General features: G+C 60.8%; 15 protein-coding genes. All 15 read left to right on the plus strand.

Annotated elements, in window-relative coordinates:
* Positions 1–86 precede the first annotated feature (86 nt).
* On the plus strand, positions 87–1,238 hold the full coding sequence (locus ACQ4MS_RS13580) for an ABC transporter substrate-binding protein (RefSeq protein WP_431095143.1): 1,152 nt from the start codon (positions 87–89) through the stop codon (positions 1,236–1,238).
* Positions 1,239–1,350: 112 nt separating this feature from the next.
* Complete coding sequence (locus ACQ4MS_RS13585; RefSeq protein ID WP_431095144.1) at positions 1,351–2,061, plus strand: transposase; 711 nt, start codon at positions 1,351–1,353, stop codon at positions 2,059–2,061.
* A 241-nt stretch (positions 2,062–2,302) separates the two neighbouring features.
* On the plus strand, positions 2,303–7,048 hold the full coding sequence (locus ACQ4MS_RS13590) for a glutamate synthase-related protein (RefSeq protein WP_431095146.1): 4,746 nt from the start codon (positions 2,303–2,305) through the stop codon (positions 7,046–7,048).
* A gap of 110 nt (positions 7,049–7,158) precedes the next feature.
* Positions 7,159–8,625: a glutamate synthase subunit beta gene (locus tag ACQ4MS_RS13595; protein ID WP_431095147.1), complete on the plus strand. Its 1,467-nt coding sequence runs from the start codon at positions 7,159–7,161 to the stop codon at positions 8,623–8,625.
* A gap of 549 nt (positions 8,626–9,174) precedes the next feature.
* Entirely contained in the window at positions 9,175–10,020 is an 846-nt protein-coding gene (locus ACQ4MS_RS13600; RefSeq protein WP_431095148.1) for an ABC transporter ATP-binding protein, read from the plus strand.
* The gene (gene mlaE / locus ACQ4MS_RS13605; RefSeq protein ID WP_431095149.1) at positions 10,017–10,811 is read left to right on the plus strand and encodes a lipid asymmetry maintenance ABC transporter permease subunit MlaE; all 795 of its coding nucleotides are present in this window, start codon (positions 10,017–10,019) and stop codon (positions 10,809–10,811) included. Before ACQ4MS_RS13600 ends, mlaE begins: the two co-directional genes overlap by 4 nt.
* Positions 10,812–10,955: 144 nt before the next feature.
* Entirely contained in the window at positions 10,956–11,462 is a 507-nt protein-coding gene (gene mlaD / locus ACQ4MS_RS13610; protein ID WP_431095150.1) for an outer membrane lipid asymmetry maintenance protein MlaD, read from the plus strand.
* Positions 11,459–12,235, plus strand: coding sequence for an MlaA family lipoprotein (locus ACQ4MS_RS13615; RefSeq protein ID WP_431095151.1), 777 nt, complete (start codon positions 11,459–11,461; stop codon positions 12,233–12,235). The genes mlaD and ACQ4MS_RS13615 overlap by 4 nt, the downstream gene beginning before the upstream one ends.
* Positions 12,236–12,421: 186 nt before the next feature.
* Positions 12,422–13,063 (plus strand): MlaC/ttg2D family ABC transporter substrate-binding protein, encoded by a 642-nt coding sequence (locus ACQ4MS_RS13620; RefSeq protein WP_431095152.1) that lies wholly within the window; start codon positions 12,422–12,424, stop codon positions 13,061–13,063.
* Between the two features lie 14 nt (positions 13,064–13,077).
* The gene (locus ACQ4MS_RS13625; protein ID WP_431095153.1) at positions 13,078–13,359 is read left to right on the plus strand and encodes an STAS domain-containing protein; all 282 of its coding nucleotides are present in this window, start codon (positions 13,078–13,080) and stop codon (positions 13,357–13,359) included.
* A 101-nt stretch (positions 13,360–13,460) separates the two neighbouring features.
* Positions 13,461–14,426: an ABC transporter ATP-binding protein gene (locus tag ACQ4MS_RS13630; RefSeq protein WP_431095155.1), complete on the plus strand. Its 966-nt coding sequence runs from the start codon at positions 13,461–13,463 to the stop codon at positions 14,424–14,426.
* A complete protein-coding gene (locus ACQ4MS_RS13635) occupies positions 14,423–15,178 on the plus strand; it encodes an ABC transporter permease (protein WP_431095157.1) in 756 nt (251 codons plus the stop codon). The genes ACQ4MS_RS13630 and ACQ4MS_RS13635 overlap by 4 nt, the downstream gene beginning before the upstream one ends.
* 135 nt (positions 15,179–15,313) lie before the next feature.
* Positions 15,314–15,556 carry a BolA family protein gene (locus ACQ4MS_RS13640; RefSeq protein ID WP_431095159.1) on the plus strand — a complete coding sequence of 81 codons (243 nt, stop codon included), beginning with the start codon at positions 15,314–15,316 and terminating at the stop codon, positions 15,554–15,556.
* Between the two features lie 34 nt (positions 15,557–15,590).
* Positions 15,591–16,865, plus strand: coding sequence for a UDP-N-acetylglucosamine 1-carboxyvinyltransferase (murA, locus tag ACQ4MS_RS13645; protein ID WP_431095161.1), 1,275 nt, complete (start codon positions 15,591–15,593; stop codon positions 16,863–16,865).
* A complete protein-coding gene (hisG, locus tag ACQ4MS_RS13650) occupies positions 16,862–17,515 on the plus strand; it encodes an ATP phosphoribosyltransferase (protein ID WP_431095163.1) in 654 nt (217 codons plus the stop codon). The genes murA and hisG overlap by 4 nt, the downstream gene beginning before the upstream one ends.
* Positions 17,516–17,518: the final 3 nt, after the last annotated feature.

Consider the following 17,518-nt stretch of genomic DNA (forward strand, 5'->3'; position numbering starts at 1 on the left):
GTCACATTTTTCTGGAACAGTAAGCGCATGCTTCATTACAGGCATCAAACCTGCTATGGCTATCTCGTATCTCAAAAGGTGTTGTCATGAGCTTCAATCGGCGTCAATTAATTCTTGGTGGTGTGTCGGCGGGTGTCGCTGTGGCGAGTCCCGCGTTGTGGGCGCAAGGCACCAAGGGGGTCAAAAAAATTGTTCTGGGCCAGTCTGTGCCTCTGACCGGAGCGGCCGACCAGATTGGCTTGGCCTACCTGAACGGTGCCAAGATCTACTTTGACGCCGTCAATGCCAAAAACGGCGTGAGTGGCTACAAGATCGAAGTCAAAGCGCTTGACGACGGCTATAGCCCGGCCAAGGCCGCTACCAACGCCAAGCTGCTGATCGATGAAGGCGTGGATGCGCTATTCGGCTTCACCGGTACGGCCAGCTGTGATGCGGCTTTCGCCGCAGCCAAAGCTTCCGGCACCCTGTTTTTCGCACCGTTTGCCGCTTCAGATGCGCTGCATGATCCCGCGCTCGTCAACGTTTTCCATGTGCGTCCAGCGCTGGCAGATGAGGCTTACAAGATTGCGCGTCACTGCGCCACGTTGAACCAGGACCGCATTGCCGTGTTTGCCGAAGACGATGCAATGGGGAAGGGCGGCCTGGCCGCCGTCAACCAGGCCTTGATTGACCTGAAACGTCCGCCTATCGTCGGCAGCGCATTGTCGCCAGTCAATAGCGACAAGGTGGACGCTGCGGTCGCGCAACTGATGAAGGCGCAGCCGCAGGCCATCATCCAGGTCAGCTTGTTCAATTCATCGGCCGCCTTTATCCGCAAGATGCGTCAGGCTGGCTTTGGAGGGCAGTTCCTCAATTTCTCCGTGGTGGGGATTGATCCGCTGTTCAGCGCGCTGGGCAAGGAGATCGGCGGGGTTGTCATCTCGCAGGTGGTGCCTTCACCGCGCAGTACCGGCACGCCGATCATCAAGGAATACCTGGATGTGCTGAACCAGACCGACCAGACGCCCAGCTATGAAAGTGTCGAGGGCTACATCGCCGCCAAGACCTTTGCCGAAGGCGTGCGCCGCAGCGCGGCCGGTAGCGGCAAGCCCGACAGGGCAGGCCTGCAAAAGGCGTTTGAGACCATGACGGACTACGACGTGGGCGGCTTTCGCGTCAACCTGCGCCGCAAGAAATACGATTCGGTGCGTGCAATCGATTTGGTCACTATCACCCCCGACGGCAAAGTCGTTCGCTAGGCGGCTTCACTCGGAGCGCCACGAGAAGAGGTGCTCCGAGCGATCAGAGGTTGGGTGAAAGAATTGGGGTCGGATTCCAATATGATGGTGCAAACTTCAGGTACTGCATTCCATGGCGCGCCTTCCCCGTCTCACCCTTCCCGGCTATGTCCATCACATCATCCAGCGGGGCAATAACCGCGGGGAGATTTTTTCATCAGCGGCTGACTATCCGGTACTGCTGGGGTTTCTGGAAGAAAACGCCCGGAAATTTGGCGTCGCCTTGCATGCTTACGTGTTGATGGGCAACCATTTTCATTTGCTCGCGACACCGTCCACGGCTGACGGCCTGCCGCAGATGATGCAGTCCGCGGGGAGGCGCTATGTGCGTTATTTCAACGACAGCCAGGGGCGCTCCGGCACCCTGTGGGAAGGACGTTATCGGGCTACCGTAATCGAAGCCGAGCGCTACCTGCTTCCCTGCATGACCTATCTTGACCTCAATCCGGTGCGGGCGGGGCTGGTGGCCGAGACCAGGGACTATCCGTGGTCCAGCCATGGACACTACGCGGGCTTGCGAATCGACAGTCTTCTAACGCCGCATCCTCTGGTCTGGGCACTGGGCAATACACCCTTTGCCCGTGAAGCGGCCTATGCCGAACTGGTGCGTGCCGGCATCAGCCCGGAGCAGCAGGACCGGCTGACCCGTTCCGCGCTCAGCGGCTGGGTTTTGGGCGACGAAGGCTTCATCGCCGAACTGCAGAAGCGAACCGATCGCCGCCTCACCAAAAACCAGCCTGGGCGGCCTGTCCGGGTGAAAGCTGAAGATCAAAAAGACCTGTAGTCCAGGTTTCATGCGGGCAAGATGCTATCAAATTTGATGTGTCCCCGATTAAATGTTGATGAAAATAATCGAGAACTAATAAGTATCTGACCCCATTTAAAAACACTTGGCATTGTTGTTGCAATGCAATATGCTCCCATTCCCTGCGAAAAATTATGAACCTTGCGGATGGGAGCGTTGCCAAGCCTTGTTTTGAAAGGTCGTGCGGCATCGCCCTCATCCCAACTGACGAGGAATTGCCATGGCCACGGCTGCTGAAATCAAGCATTTTGAAGAAAACGGTTTGTACTCCGGTGCGAACGAACACGATGCCTGCGGCGTCGGCTTTGTGGCGCATATCAAGGGGCACAAAAGCCATGCCATCGTCCAGCAGGGCCTGAAGATCCTCGAAAACCTGGACCATCGGGGCGCAGTGGGTGCTGACAAGCTCATGGGCGACGGCGCCGGCATCCTGATCCAGCTGCCCGACGCGCTGTACCGCGAAGAAATGGCCGGCCATGGCGTGCAGCTGCCGCCACCTGGCGAATACGGCGTCGGCATGGTGTTTTTGCCAAAAGAGCACGCCTCCCGCCTGGCATGCGAGCAGGCGCTGGAGCGCGCCGTCAAGGCCGAAGGCCAGGTGCTGCTGGGCTGGCGCGATGTGCCGGTCAACCGCGACATGCCCATGTCGCCCACCGTGCGCGAAAAGGAACCCATCCTGCGCCAGATCTTCATCGGCCGTGGCAACGACGTCATCGTGCAGGACGCGCTGGAGCGCAAGCTCTACGTCATCCGCAAAACCGCCAGCGCCGCCATCCAGAACCTGCGCCTGACGCACAGCAAAGAATATTACGTGCCCAGCATGTCCAGCCGCACGGTGGTCTACAAAGGCCTGCTGCTGGCTGACCAAGTGGGCACCTACTACCGTGACCTGACAGACCCACGCTGCGTTTCGGCGCTCGGCCTGGTGCACCAGCGCTTCTCGACCAACACCTTCCCCGAGTGGCCGTTGGCTCACCCTTACCGCTACGTGGCACATAACGGCGAGATCAACACCGTCAAGGGCAACTACAACTGGATGAAGGCCCGCGAAGGCGTGATGTCGTCGCCGGTGCTGGGCGCCGACTTGCAAAAGCTCTACCCGATCAGCTTTGCCAGCCAGTCCGACACCGCCACTTTCGACAACTGCCTGGAGTTGCTGACCATGGCCGGCTACCCCATCAGCCAGGCCGTGATGATGATGATCCCCGAGCCCTGGGAGCAGCACACCACCATGGACGAGCGCCGCAAGGCCTTCTATGAATACCACGCCGCTATGCTCGAACCCTGGGACGGCCCGGCCTCCATCGTGTTCACTGACGGCCGACAGATCGGCGCCACGCTGGACCGTAACGGTCTGCGCCCCTCGCGCTACTGCGTGACCGACGACGACTTGGTCATCATGGCCTCCGAATCCGGCGTGCTGCCGATTCCCGAGCACAAGATCGTGCGCAAATGGCGCTTGCAGCCCGGAAAGATGTTCCTGATCGACCTGGAACAAGGCCGCATGGTCGACGATGAGGAAATCAAAGCTACGCTGGCCCACAGCAAGCCCTACAAGCAGTGGATTGAAAACCTGCGCATCAAGCTGGACGATGTGGCAGGTAAGGCGGCCAAGGCGGCTCCTGTGACCGCTCCAGCCGCGTCCAACATCGCTCTGCTCGATAGGCAACAAGCTTTCGGCTACACACAAGAAGACATCAAGTTCCTGATGTCTCCCATGGCAACCAACGGCGAAGAGGCCACCGGCTCCATGGGCAACGACAGTCCGCTGGCCGTGCTGTCCAACAAGAACAAACCGCTCTACAACTACTTCAAGCAGCTGTTTGCGCAGGTGACCAACCCGCCCATCGACCCGATCCGCGAAGCCATCGTGATGTCGCTGGTGTCCTTCATCGGCCCCAAGCCCAACCTGCTGGACATCAACCAGGTCAACCCGCCTATGCGGCTCGAAGTGAGCCAGCCGGTGCTCAACGTGGCCGACATGCAAAAGCTGCGCGATATCGAAGCGCACACGCAGGGCAAGTTCAAGAGCTACACCCTGGACATCACCTACCCCCTGGCCTGGGGCCACGAGGGCGTCGAGGCCAAGCTGGCTTCACTGTGCGCCGAGGCAGTTGACGCGATCAAGGATGGCAAGAACATCCTGATCATCAGCGACCGCAGTATCAGCGCCACCCAGGTCGCCATTCCGGCCCTGCTGGCCCTGTCGGCCATCCACCAGCATCTGGTGAAAGAAGGCTTGCGCACAACCGCCGGCCTGGTGGTTGAAACCGGCTCCGCCCGTGAAGTGCACCACTTCGCCGTGCTGGCCGGCTACGGCGCCGAAGCCGTGCATCCCTACCTCGCCATGGAAACCTTGGCTGAGCTGTCCAAGGGCCTGCCGGGCGACCTCAGCACCGACAAGGCCGTCTACAACTACACCAAGGCCATCGGCAAGGGCCTGTCCAAGATCATGTCCAAGATGGGCGTGTCGACCTATATGAGCTACTGCGGCGCGCAGCTGTTCGAGGCCATCGGCCTGAACCGTGACACCGTGGCCAAGTTCTTCACCGGCACCGCCAGCCAGGTCGAAGGCATGGGCGTGTTCGAGATCGCTGAAGAAGCGCTGCGCATGCACCGCGCAGCCTTCAGTGACGACCCGGTGCTGGCCAACATGCTGGACGCCGGCGGCGAATACGCCTGGCGCGTGCGCGGCGAAGACCACATGTGGACGCCTGACGCCATCGCCAAGCTGCAGCATTCCACGCGCTCCAACAACTGGAACACCTACAAGGAATACGCCCAGCTGATCAACGATCAGAACCGCCGCCACATGACCCTGCGCGGCTTGTTCGAGTTCAAGATTGACCCCTCCAAGGCCATCCCGATTGATGAGGTCGAGCCGGCCAAAGAGATCGTCAAGCGTTTTGCCACCGGCGCCATGTCGCTGGGCTCCATCAGCACCGAAGCCCACGCCACGCTGGCTGTGGCGATGAACCGCATCGGCGGCAAGAGCAACACGGGCGAGGGCGGTGAAGACCCGAACCGTTACCGGCAAGAACTCAAAGGCATCCCGATCAAGAAGGGCGAGACGCTGAAAAGCGTGATCGGCCCGAAACAGGTCGAGGTGGATTTGCCGCTGCAAGACGGCGATTCGCTGCGGTCGCGCATCAAGCAGGTCGCGTCGGGCCGCTTCGGCGTCACGGCCGAATACCTGGTGTCGGCCGACCAGATCCAGATCAAGATGGCGCAGGGCGCCAAGCCCGGTGAAGGCGGCCAGTTGCCCGGCGGCAAGGTCAGCGAATACATCGGCCAGTTGCGCTACTCGGTGCCCGGCGTCGGTTTGATCTCGCCGCCGCCGCACCACGACATCTATTCGATCGAAGATCTGGCCCAGCTGATCCACGACCTGAAGAACGTCAACCCGCGCGCCAGCGTCAGCGTCAAGCTGGTAAGTGAAGTCGGCGTCGGCACCATTGCCGCGGGCGTGGCCAAGGCCAAGTCCGACCACGTGGTGATCGCCGGCCATGACGGCGGCACGGGCGCTTCGCCCTGGTCGTCCATTAAACATGCCGGTTCACCCTGGGAAATCGGCCTGGCCGAAACCCAGCAGACCCTGGTGCTCAACCGCCTGCGCGGCCGCATCCGCGTGCAGGCCGACGGCCAGATGAAAACCGGCCGCGACGTCATCATCGGCGCGCTGCTGGGCGCCGACGAATTCGGTTTTGCTACCGCGCCGCTGGTCGTTGAAGGCTGCATCATGATGCGCAAGTGCCACCTCAACACCTGCCCCGTCGGTGTCGCCACGCAAGACCCGGTGCTGCGCCAGAAATTCAGCGGCAAGCCTGAGCACGTCGTCAATTACTTCTTCTTCGTCGCCGAAGAGGCCCGTCAGCTGATGGCGCAGCTCGGCGTGCGCAAGTTTGACGACCTGATCGGCCGCGCCGACCTGCTCGACACGCAAAAAGGCATCGAACACTGGAAAGCCAGCGGCCTGGATTTCGCCCGCTTGTTCTACCAGCCCAACGTGCCGGCCGACGTGCCGCGTATGCATGTGATGGAGCAAGACCATGCGCTCGGCAAGGCGCTGGACGTGCGCCTGATCGAAAAATCCAAAGCCGCGATTGAAAAGGGTGAAAAAGTCCAGTTCATCGAGGTGGCGCGCAATGTCAACCGCACCGTCGGCGCGATGCTGTCAGGCGAGCTGACACGCCACCACCCACAGGGCCTGCCGGACGACACGCTGCGCATCCAGCTCGAAGGCACGGGCGGCCAGTCTTTCGGCGCCTTCCTGGCCAAAGGCATCACCATGTACCTGATCGGTGATGCCAACGACTACACCGGCAAGGGCCTGTCCGGCGGCCGCATCGTCGTGCGCCCCAGCATCGACTTCCGCGGCGACGCGGTGAAGAACACCATCGTCGGCAATACTGTGCTGTACGGCGCGACCACCGGCGAAGCCTTCTTCAGCGGCGTGGCCGGCGAACGCTTCGCTGTGCGCCTGTCAGGCGCCACGGCCGTCGTTGAAGGCACGGGCGACCACGGCTGTGAATACATGACGGGCGGCACCGTCGCGGTGCTGGGCAAGACCGGCCGCAACTTCGCCGCCGGCATGAGCGGCGGCGTGGCTTACGTGTATGACGAAGACGGTTTGTTTGCCACGCGCTGCAACACGTCCATGGTGTCGATGGACCGCATCGTCACCACGGCCGAACAGCACACCCATGACAAGGCTGACTGGCATGCCGAGCAAAGCGACGAAGAATTGCTCAAGCGCCTGCTGCAAGACCACAACCGCTGGACCGGCAGCAAGCGCGCGCGCGAACTGCTCGACAACTGGAGCGAGTCACGCCTGAAGTTTGTGAAGGTCTTCCCGAATGAATACAAGAAGGCCCTGATCGAGCGCAAGGAACGCCGCCTGGAAGCCTCGACCGAGACCACAAAAGCTCAGGTCGCCACCAACCAGGAAGCAGTGGCGGCCAAATAACCGGCCGCGCCGTCACTCACAACTAATTGCTATCGAATTTATAGCTGCTCGCGCCCTTTGTTAAAGGGCTAGAGGCATAAAACGCTTAAAGAATTGCACAGGACTGCATCATGGGAAAAATCACCGGCTTCATGGAATACGAGCGCATCGAGGAGGGCTACAAGCCCGTGCCGGAGCGCCTGAAGAACTACAAGGAATTTGTCATCGGGCTGGACGACGCGCAGGCCAACAAGCAGGCCGCGCGCTGCATGGACTGCGGCACGCCGTTTTGCAACAGCGGCTGCCCGGTCAACAACATCATTCCCGACTTCAACGACATGGTGTTCCGCGCCGACTGGAAAAACGCGATTGACACGCTGCACAGCACCAACAATTTCCCCGAGTTCACCGGCCGTATCTGCCCCGCGCCCTGTGAAGCCGCCTGCACGCTGAACGTGAATGACGACGCCGTCGGCATCAAGTCGATTGAGCACGCCATCATCGACCGCGCCTGGTCCGAAGGCTGGGTCAAGCCCGTGATGCCCAAGCACAAGACCGGCAAGAAGGTTGCCGTGGTCGGCTCCGGCCCCGCCGGTATGGCCGCCGCGCAGCAGCTGGCGCGCGCCGGCCACGATGTGACGCTGTTTGAAAAGAACGACCGCATCGGCGGCCTGTTGCGCTACGGCATCCCCGACTTCAAGATGGAAAAAGTCCATATTGATCGCCGCGTCGAGCAGATGAAGGCCGAGGGCGTGAACTTCCGCACCGGCGTGATGGTCGGCAGTCTGCCAAAAGATTCCAAGGTCACCAACTGGGCCAAGGAAAGCATTGCCCCCGAGCAGCTGCAAAAAGACTTTGACGCCGTAATCCTCACCGGCGGCGCCGAGCAGTCGCGCGACCTGCCCGTGCCCGGCCGTGACCTGGACGGCGTGCATTTCGCGATGGAGTTTTTGCCCCAACAAAACAAGATCAATGCCGGCGACAAGGTCAAGGGCCAGCTACGCGCCGACGGCAAGCATGTCATCGTGATCGGCGGTGGCGACACCGGTTCCGACTGCGTGGGCACCAGCAACCGCCACGGCGCGGTCAGCGTCACCCAGTTTGAGTTGATGCCCCAGCCGCCCGAAGAAGAGAACCGCCCCATGACCTGGCCTTACTGGCCAATCAAGCTGCGTACGTCTTCCAGCCACGAAGAAGGCTGCGAGCGCGAGTTCGCCATCTCCACCAAGGAACTGATCGGCGAAAAAGGCAAGGTCACCGGCCTGAAGACTGTTCGCGTCGAATGGAAAGACGGCAAGATGGTCGAAGTGCCGGGTTCGGAACAAACCCTCAAGGCCGACCTGGTGTTGCTGGCCATGGGCTTCGTCTCGCCAGTGGCTTCCGTGCTGGAGGCTTTCGGCATTGAGAAAGACAACCGCGGCAATGCCAAGGCCCACACCGACTTCACCGGCGGTTACGCCACCAACGTACCGAAGGTGTTTGCCGCCGGCGACATCCGCCGTGGCCAGAGCCTGGTGGTCTGGGCGATTCGCGAAGGCCGCCAAGCCGCGCGTGCCGTGGACGAGTTCCTAATGGGCTACAGCCATTTGCCTCGCTAACGCCGTGCCCAGCCTTCGCAAATCGCCCCGAGGGGCGGTTAGGTAAACCCCAAGCTTGCGCTTGGGGTGCGCGTAGGCCGCCAGGCAGCGCGTGCTGTGGACGAGTTTTTGATGGGTTACAGCGACCTGCCTCGCTAAGCGCTGTACCCGGCCTTCACAAATCGCCCCGAGGGGCGGTTAGGTAAACCCCAGGCGCCAGGGCAGCAGGCAGTGCCAAAGCCAGTGCCATGTGTGTAGAAATGGGTTTGGACTCAGGAACCCCCTGTCTGGTGTGACGGGCGTTGCGCTTTGCGCACAGCAGCCTGTTTGGCAAATAACACCGAAAAAACTGACTGCTATCAAAAAAATAGCTGCTTGCGCCGGATAGTTGTGGCTCGCGATCGTTATTTGCCTTGAAACCCCGCCACCCTGGTTCGCCCTCCCTGCTGCTTGCGCTTACCGGCTGAGGGTTTTTGGTCTCAGGCCGTGGAATGTATAAGGGCAAACCCCGTATCATTCGGTATTACTTATCCCCGGCCAGCACGCAGTTGGCCTGTCCTTTTCCCTTCAATGGCCGACATTTCCGCTTCATCACTGGTTGAGTTCAAGGATGTGACGTTTTCCTATCCCGGCTCCGCCGGTGATCGCGTCATCCTGAACAAGGTCACGCTGTCCGTGCCACGTGGCAAGGTAACGGCGCTGATGGGCGCTTCGGGAGGCGGAAAAACCACAGTTCTGCGCCTTATTGGCGGGCAGCAGAAGGCCATCAGCGGCACCGTCATGTTTGAGGGGCAGGACATCGGCAAGCTGGCCCAGCCTGAGTTGTATGCGGCGCGGCGGCGCATGGGCATGCTGTTCCAGTTTGGGGCACTGTTCACCGACTTGAGCGTGTTTGACAACGTCGCGTTTCCCCTGCGCGAGCACACCGCCCTGGACGAGCGGTTGATCCGCGACATCGTGCTGATGAAACTCAATGCGGTCGGCCTGCGTGGCGCGCGGGACCTGATGCCCAGCGAGGTGTCCGGCGGCATGGCGCGGCGCGTCGCACTGGCGAGGGCCATCGCCCTGGATCCCGCACTCATCATGTACGACGAACCCTTCGCAGGGCTGGATCCCATTTCGCTGGGCACCGCTGCCCAGCTGATCCGCGAGCTCAACGACACACTGGGCATCACCAGCATCGTGGTGTCGCATGACCTTGAAGAGACGTTTCGCATCGCTGACAAGGTGGTGATCCTGGCCAACGGCAGCATTGCCGCGCAAGGCACGCCCGACGAAGTCAGGAATTCGACCGACCCGCTGGTGCACCAGTTCGTCAACGGGCTTGCCGAGGGGCCCGTGAAATTCCATTACCCAGGGCCTGAAGTCGTATCGGACTTCGGCAGCCAGCCCGCATCCCGCAAGGGGCAGTCATGAGCCGCTACAGCCCTGTCCGACTCCTGTCCGACCTCGGATATGCCGTACGCAAGCAGATGGCGGAAATCGGCTACGCGGCTCGCCTGATGTCGAAGTTGCTGGCCCTGACGGGGCCGGCGCTGGCCCGGTTCGGGCTGGTAAGAGACCAGATCCTGTTCCTGGGCAACTATTCGCTGGCCATCATTGCGGTGTCAGGCCTGTTTGTCGGCTTTGTGCTGGGCTTGCAGGGCTACTACACCCTGCAGCGCTACGGTTCTGAAAGCGCGCTGGGCCTCCTGGTGGCGCTCGGCCTGGTGCGTGAGCTCGGGCCTGTCGTCACGGCCCTGCTGTTTGCCGGGCGTGCTGGCACCGCCCTGACGGCCGAAATCGGCATCATGAAGCGCGATGAAGTGCTGAGTTACATGGAAATGACCGCGATTGACCCGGTCCGGCGCATTCTGGCGCCCCGTTTCTGGGGCGGCATCATCGCCATGCCTTTGCTGGCCGCGGTGTTCAGTGCGGTGGGCATCATGGGCGGCTGGCTGGTCGGCGTGGTCATGATCGGCATTGATGCCGGCTCCTTCTGGAGCCAGATGCAGGGCGGTGTGGATGTCTGGCGCGATGTGGGCAACGGCGTCATCAAGAGCTTTGTCTTCGGCGTCACGGTTACTTTTGTGGCTTTGCACCAGGGCTTTGAGGCCCAGCCGACGCCGGAGGGTGTCTCGCGTGCCACTACGCGTACCGTAGTGGTGGCGTCTTTGGCCGTATTGGGGCTGGACTTTTTGCTGACCGCTGCCATGTTCAGCGTCTGATCCGGCCTTTGAATCACCCCTAAAACATTTTTAATCCGTCCATGAGAAAATCCACCGTTCCAGTGTTTGCCTTGAATGGATGGTGCAGGGCTGAAGCGGCCCGCATGGGCAGGGCTGCCCTCCCGGGCCACTGAAAGAAGAACCATGCAACGCTCAAAAAATGATCTCTGGGTTGGCCTGTTTGTCCTGATTGGGGGCGCTGCCATCCTGTTTCTGGCGCTGAAATCTGCCAACCTTCTTTCCCTGAATTTCGACACTTCTTACAAGATCACGGCGAAGTTCGACAATATCGGGGGCCTGAAGCCGCGTGCCGCGGTAAAAAGTGCCGGTGTGGTGGTCGGACGGGTTGAAAATATCACTTTCGACGACAAGTCCTATCAGGCGAGCGTCACCCTGGCCATGGAAAGCCGCTACGTCTTTCCCAAAGACAGTTCGCTGAAAATCTTGACCAGCGGACTGCTGGGCGAGCAATACATCGGCGTGGAAGCCGGCGGGGACGAGAAGAATTTTGCTGCGGGCGACGTGATCAAAAACACACAGTCGGCCGTCGTGCTTGAAAACCTGATCAGCCAGTTTTTATACAGTAAAGCGGCGGACAGCAGCTCTGGATCAGGGGCTGCACCGCCACCAGGGAAGCCAGAAAAAAAATGACGACGGAAAACACGATGAAAAAAATGGGGGGCTGGGTTGTGGCCCTGCTTGCGTTGGCGCTTCTTCAGGGATGTGCGAGCGGCCCCAATGCCAGTCCGGCCGATCCGCTTGAGCCGTTCAACCGCACGATGTTCAACTTCAACGACGGCCTGGACCGTGCGGTGGTCAAGCCCGTAGCAACCGTGTATCGGGACGTCACCCCTGAGCTTGTGCGTACCGGTGTCACTAATTTTTTCGGCAACATTTCCGATGTGTGGTCTACCGTCAATAACCTGCTCCAGGGTAAAGGCCAGGCCGCCGGTGAAAGTTTTTTCCGTGTCACGACCAATACGATCTGGGGTGTAGGCGGCATTTTTGACGTCGCGACCGACTTGAAGATTCCCAAACACACGGAAGACTTTGGCCAGACGCTGGGCGTCTGGGGTGTGGGGTCGGGCCCTTATCTGGTACTGCCTCTGTTGGGCCCTTCTTCTGCACGCGACTCGGTGGGTACGCTGGTTGACTACCAGGGTGACCTGGTAAGCCGTACCCATGATGTTCCTATCCGTAACTCCCTGACGGCTCTTCGACTGGTTAACATCCGCGCCAATGTCCTGGGAGCCGGTGACGTTCTGGACCAGGCCGCGTTGGATAAATACAGTTTTACCCGCGAAATCTACCTGCAGCGTCGCCGCAGCCTCATAGGTGGCGCTTCGGTAGAAAAAGAAGAGCGCTACGATTTGCCTGAGGGTGCCTCCACCGCACCAGCAGCACCGGCGCCTGCGGCCAAATAGTGTCCTGCCGGGCTTGAGGAGGAGTTGAAGGCTGTTGATTGCAAACAATATTTACAAGACTGCCGTAAAACTTCATCCACAGCCCGGAAACCATCGCACAGAATAACCATCGAACCATCGGTTGCAGCAGATCTCTAAAAGGTATGGCATTTTTGCAACCGCATGCTTCGTCATAGAAGGAAAATCATGAAACGTAGAACACTTGGCCATCTATTCACCACTGTCCTCAGCCTGGCCCTGTTGGGATCGGCGCCGTTTGTTCGCGCAGCTGACGAGGCACCCGATGCCCTGATCAAGCGCGTATCGGCCGAGGTGCTGGACAACATCAAGACAGACAAGGCCGTGAAAGCTGGCGACCTCACCAAGGTGCTTGCGCTCGTCGATAGCAAGATCATGCCCAATGTGAACTTCACGCGCATGACGGCCTCTGCCGTCGGACGCAATTGGCGCCAGGCCACGCCGGAGCAGCAAAAGAAGCTTCAGGACGAGTTCAAGATCCTGCTGATCCGCACCTATTCTGGCGCCTTGGCTCAGGTCAGCGACCAGAGTGTCAACGTCAAACCTCTGCGCGCAGAACCGGCTGACACCGAGGTGGTGGTTCGTACCGAAGTGCTGGGCCGGGGCGACCCCGTCCAGCTCGATTACCGCATGGAAAAAACCCCCTCGGGCTGGAAGATCTATGACCTGAATGTGCTCGGTGTCTGGCTGGTGGAAACCTACCGCACGCAGTTTGCGCAGGAGATCAGCGCCAAGGGCGTGGATGGCCTGATCGCATCGCTGGTGCAGCGTAACCAGTCCAATACCGGCGCGGCCGCCAAAAAGTCCTGAACAGGTAAATACCTGTGCTGACGCTTCCCTCCGTCCTTACGCATGCTGAAGCGGCCGGGTTTGCCCGCGGTCTGAAGCAGGCCGTGCTAGCCGAGCAGGGCGGTGTGGTGGCTGATGCGGGCGCCCTGAAGGAGTTTGACTCCTCCGCACTGGCAGTGCTGCTGGAGTGCCGGCGTGAAGCGCTGGCCGCCGGCAAGACGTTTTCGGTCGCCGGCCTGCCGGCCCGCCTGCGTCAGCTCGCAGGCCTTTATGGTGTGGCGGAGCTGATTCCTGCCACTGCCGCCCCGGCTGCCTGAGACGCCGTTTCCGGCATTCTTCGCCCGCTGTGGACCTTGGAGCGGGGCATTCGGCCGCCGAGCCCGGTAAAAACAGCATCCGCCCTTAAAATGACGGGCTCATGCCAGCGATCTCATTCCAGTCCGTCTCCAAAACCTATTCATCCGCGCGAAACCAGACGGGGCCTGTCGTCAAGGCGCTTGACGATGTGAGTTTTGATATCCGGCAGGGCGAATTTTTCGGCTTGCTGGGGCCTAACGGCGCTGGGAAAACATCCTTGATCAGCATCCTGGCCGGCCTGTCGCGGGCCAGCAGCGGCACTGTCAAAGTGCACGGCAGTGATGTCCTGGCTGACTACGTCAACGCCCGGCGCAAGCTCGGCGTGGTGCCGCAGGAGTTGGTGTTTGACCCATTTTTCTCCGTGCGCGAGGCGCTGCGCATCCAGTCGGGCTATTTCGGCATCAAGCACAACGACGACTGGATTGATGAGTTACTGGTCAGCCTGGGCCTGGCCGACAAGGCCAACGCCAATATGCGCCAGCTCTCGGGCGGCATGAAGCGCCGTGTGCTGGTCGCGCAGGCGCTGGTGCACAAGCCGCAAGTCATCGTGCTCGATGAGCCCACAGCCGGCGTCGACGTCGAGTTGCGCCAGACCCTGTGGCAGTTCATCGCCAAACTCAACAAGCAGGGCAGCACCGTGCTGCTCACCACGCATTACCTTGAAGAAGCCGAGGCCTTGTGCAGCCGCATCGCCATGCTCAAGCAGGGAAGGGTGGTCGCGCTGGCGCAAACGTCCGAGCTGCTCAAGGCCGCGTCCTCCAATGTGCTGCGCTTCAAGATCGACAGCGAGCTGCCCGGGCATCTGGCTGTGCAGGCCCGCATTATCGGGCGCATCGTGCAGTTTCCGGCGCACAACGCCAACGAGATCGAGCAGTATCTCGCAGCGATCCGTGAGGCGGGATTGGTAGCCGAAGATGTTGAAATCCGCAAGGCCGATCTGGAAGATGTTTTTCTGGATGTCATGAACAAGAAGCCGGCGGTAGAGGCTACGGCTGTGGCGGTAGACCTCGAGAAAGTAGCGACATGACTGGCTGGCAAACACTTTTGTACAAGGAAACCCTGCGCTTCTGGAAGGTGGGTTTTCAGACCGTAGGCGCGCCCGTGCTGACGGCCGTGCTCTACATGCTGATCTTCGGCCATGTGCTGCAAGATCAGGTCAAGGTGTACGACCAGGTCAGCTACACCGCCTTTTTGGTGCCCGGCCTTGTGATGATGAGCGTGTTGCAAAACGCGTTCGCCAACAGCTCCTCCTCACTGATCCAGAGCAAGATCATGGGCAGCCTGGTGTTTGTGCTGCTTACGCCGTTGTCGCATTGGCACTGGTTCTTTGCGTATGTCGGCTCTTCGGTCGCGCGTGGGTTGCTGGTGGGTACGGGCGTGTTTGCCGTCACCGTGTTTTTTGGCCAACCTGCTTTTGTGGCGCCGCTGTGGATCGTGCTGTTCGCGGTGTTGGGCGCCGCTATGCTGGGCGCGCTGGGCGTAATCGCCGGCCTCTGGTCTGAAAAGTTCGACCAGATGGCAGCCTTCCAGAATTTCGTCATCATGCCCATGACTTTTCTGAGCGGGGTGTTCTATTCGATCCACTCGCTGCCGCCTTTCTGGCAAAAGGTCAGCCACCTCAACCCGTTTTTCTACATGATCGACGGTTTTCGCTACGGATTTTTCGGCGTCAGCGACGTCTCGCCGTGGCTGAGCCTGGGTATCGTGGCGTCCGCCTTGCTGGCCGTCAGCGCGGTGGCCGTCAACCTGCTGCGGACCGGCTACAAAATACGTCACTAGAAATATGACCCCCACGTTCGCGCACTTCGTGTCGCTCTCTGCCCCCCGAGGGGGCGCTGCGCCTGCGGCCTGGCAAAGCCAGTTCCGCGGCCCCTGCTTGCGGAGACTTTCGTCTCATGCCCCAATAGACAACCTATGACCAGCGAAGAACTCCAAGCCATCATCACCGCGGGCCTGCCCTGCGAGCACATTGAGCTGTCGGGCGACGGCCGGCACTGGTACGCCACCGTGGTGTCCAGCGCTTTTGAGGGCCTGCGCCTGATCCAGCGACACCAGAAGGTGTATGCCACGCTGGGCGGCCGTATGCAGACCGACGAGGTGCATGCGCTGTCGATGAAAACCTATACCCCGGCCGAATGGGCCAACAATCCACAATAACAACAACGCACCACAACGCGAACTGAAAAACGACATGGACAAATTACTCATCAAGGGCGGCAAGTCGCTGGCCGGCACGGTCGAAATCTCGGGCGCCAAGAACGCCGCGCTTCCGGAGCTGTGCGCCGCGCTGCTCACGGCCGATACGGTCACGCTGCAAAACGTGCCGCGCCTGCAGGACGTTTCCACCATGCTCAAGCTGATCCGCAACATGGGCGTGGAGGCCGAGCGCACCGAGGCAAGGCCCAGCACCGTGGTGATCAACGCCGGGCCCCTGAGTTCGCCAGAAGCCCCCTACGAACTCGTGAAAACCATGCGTGCCTCGGTGCTGGCACTGGGCCCGCTGCTGGCGCGCTTCGGCGAAGCCACCGTGTCGCTGCCGGGCGGTTGCGCTATCGGCTCGCGGCCGGTGGACCAGCACATCAAGGGCCTGCAGGCCATGGGCGCCGAGATCGTGGTCGAGCACGGCTACATGATCGCCAAACTGCCGGCCGGTCAGAAGCGCCTGAAGGGCGCCAGCATCACCACCGACATGGTGACCGTGACCGGCACTGAAAACTTCCTGATGGCCGCCAGCCTGGCCGAAGGCGAAACGATTCTGGAAAACGCCGCGCAAGAGCCCGAGATCGGCGACCTCGCTGAAATGCTCATCAAGATGGGCGCGAAGATTGAAGGCCACGGCACGCGCCGCATCCGAATCCAGGGTGTGGAACGCCTGCATGGCTGCATCCACCAGGTGGTAGCCGACCGCATTGAGACCGGCACTTTTTTGTGCGCGGTAGCGGCTGCCGGCGGTGACGTGATGTTGAAGCACGGCCGCGCTGACCACCTTGATGCCGTGATCGACAAGCTGCGCGAAGCCGGAGCGACCGTGACGGCAAACGAGGGTTCCATCCGCATCCAGGCCAGCGGCCGGATGAAGGCGCAATCTTTCCGCACGACCGAGTACCCCGGCTTCCCGACCGACATGCAGGCCCAGTTCATGGCGCTCAACGCCATCGCGCAGGGCAGCAGCACTGTGACCGAGACGATCTTTGAAAATCGCTTCATGCACGTCAACGAGATGGTGCGTCTGGGTGCCAAGATCCAGATCGAGGGCAAGGTCGCTGTCATGGAAGGTGTTGAGAAGCTTTCCGGCGCGACCGTGATGGCGACTGATTTGCGCGCCTCCGCCAGCCTGGTGATTGCCGGCTTGGTAGCCGAAGGTGAAACGCTGGTCGACCGCATCTACCACCTGGACCGCGGCTACGACCAGATGGAAGCAAAACTGCGCGGAATCGGCGCCGACATAGAGCGAGTCAAAGCATGATTACCTTAGCGCTGTCCAAAGGCCGTATCTTTGACGACATCCTGCCGCTGCTGCGAAGCGCTGGCATCGAGGTGCTTGATGACCCGGAAAAATCCCGCAAGCTGATCCTGGACACCAACCAGCCCGGCCTGCGCGTGGTGCTGGTGCGCGCCACGGATGTGCCCACCTATGTGCAATACGGTGGCGCGGATCTGGGCGTGGTCGGCAAAGACACCTTGCTCGAATCCGGCAGCCAGGGCCTGTACCAGCCGCTTGACCTGCAAATCGCCAAATGCCGCATCAGCGTGGCAGTGCGCGAAGGCTTTGACTACGCCGCCGCCGTGCGCCAGGGCTCGCGCCTGAAAGTGGCCACCAAGTACGTGGCGATTGCCCGCGACTTCTTCGCCACCAAAGGCGTGCACGTCGATTTGATCAAGCTCTATGGCAGCATGGAACTGGCGCCCCTCACCGGCCTGGCCGACGCGATCGTCGACCTGGTCTCCACCGGAAGCACGCTCAGGGCCAATCACCTGGTCGAGGTCGAGCGCATCATGGACATCAGCTCGCACCTGGTCGTGAATCAGACCGCGCTCAAACTCAAACAGGAGCCGATCCGCAAGCTGATCGACGACCTGTCCGCCGCCATATCGCCACCTTCGTCAAAAGCCTGATGC

This window comes from Polaromonas aquatica, assembly GCF_050626995.1.
In the GTDB taxonomy this organism is placed as follows: domain Bacteria; phylum Pseudomonadota; class Gammaproteobacteria; order Burkholderiales; family Burkholderiaceae_C; genus Polaromonas; species Polaromonas aquatica_A.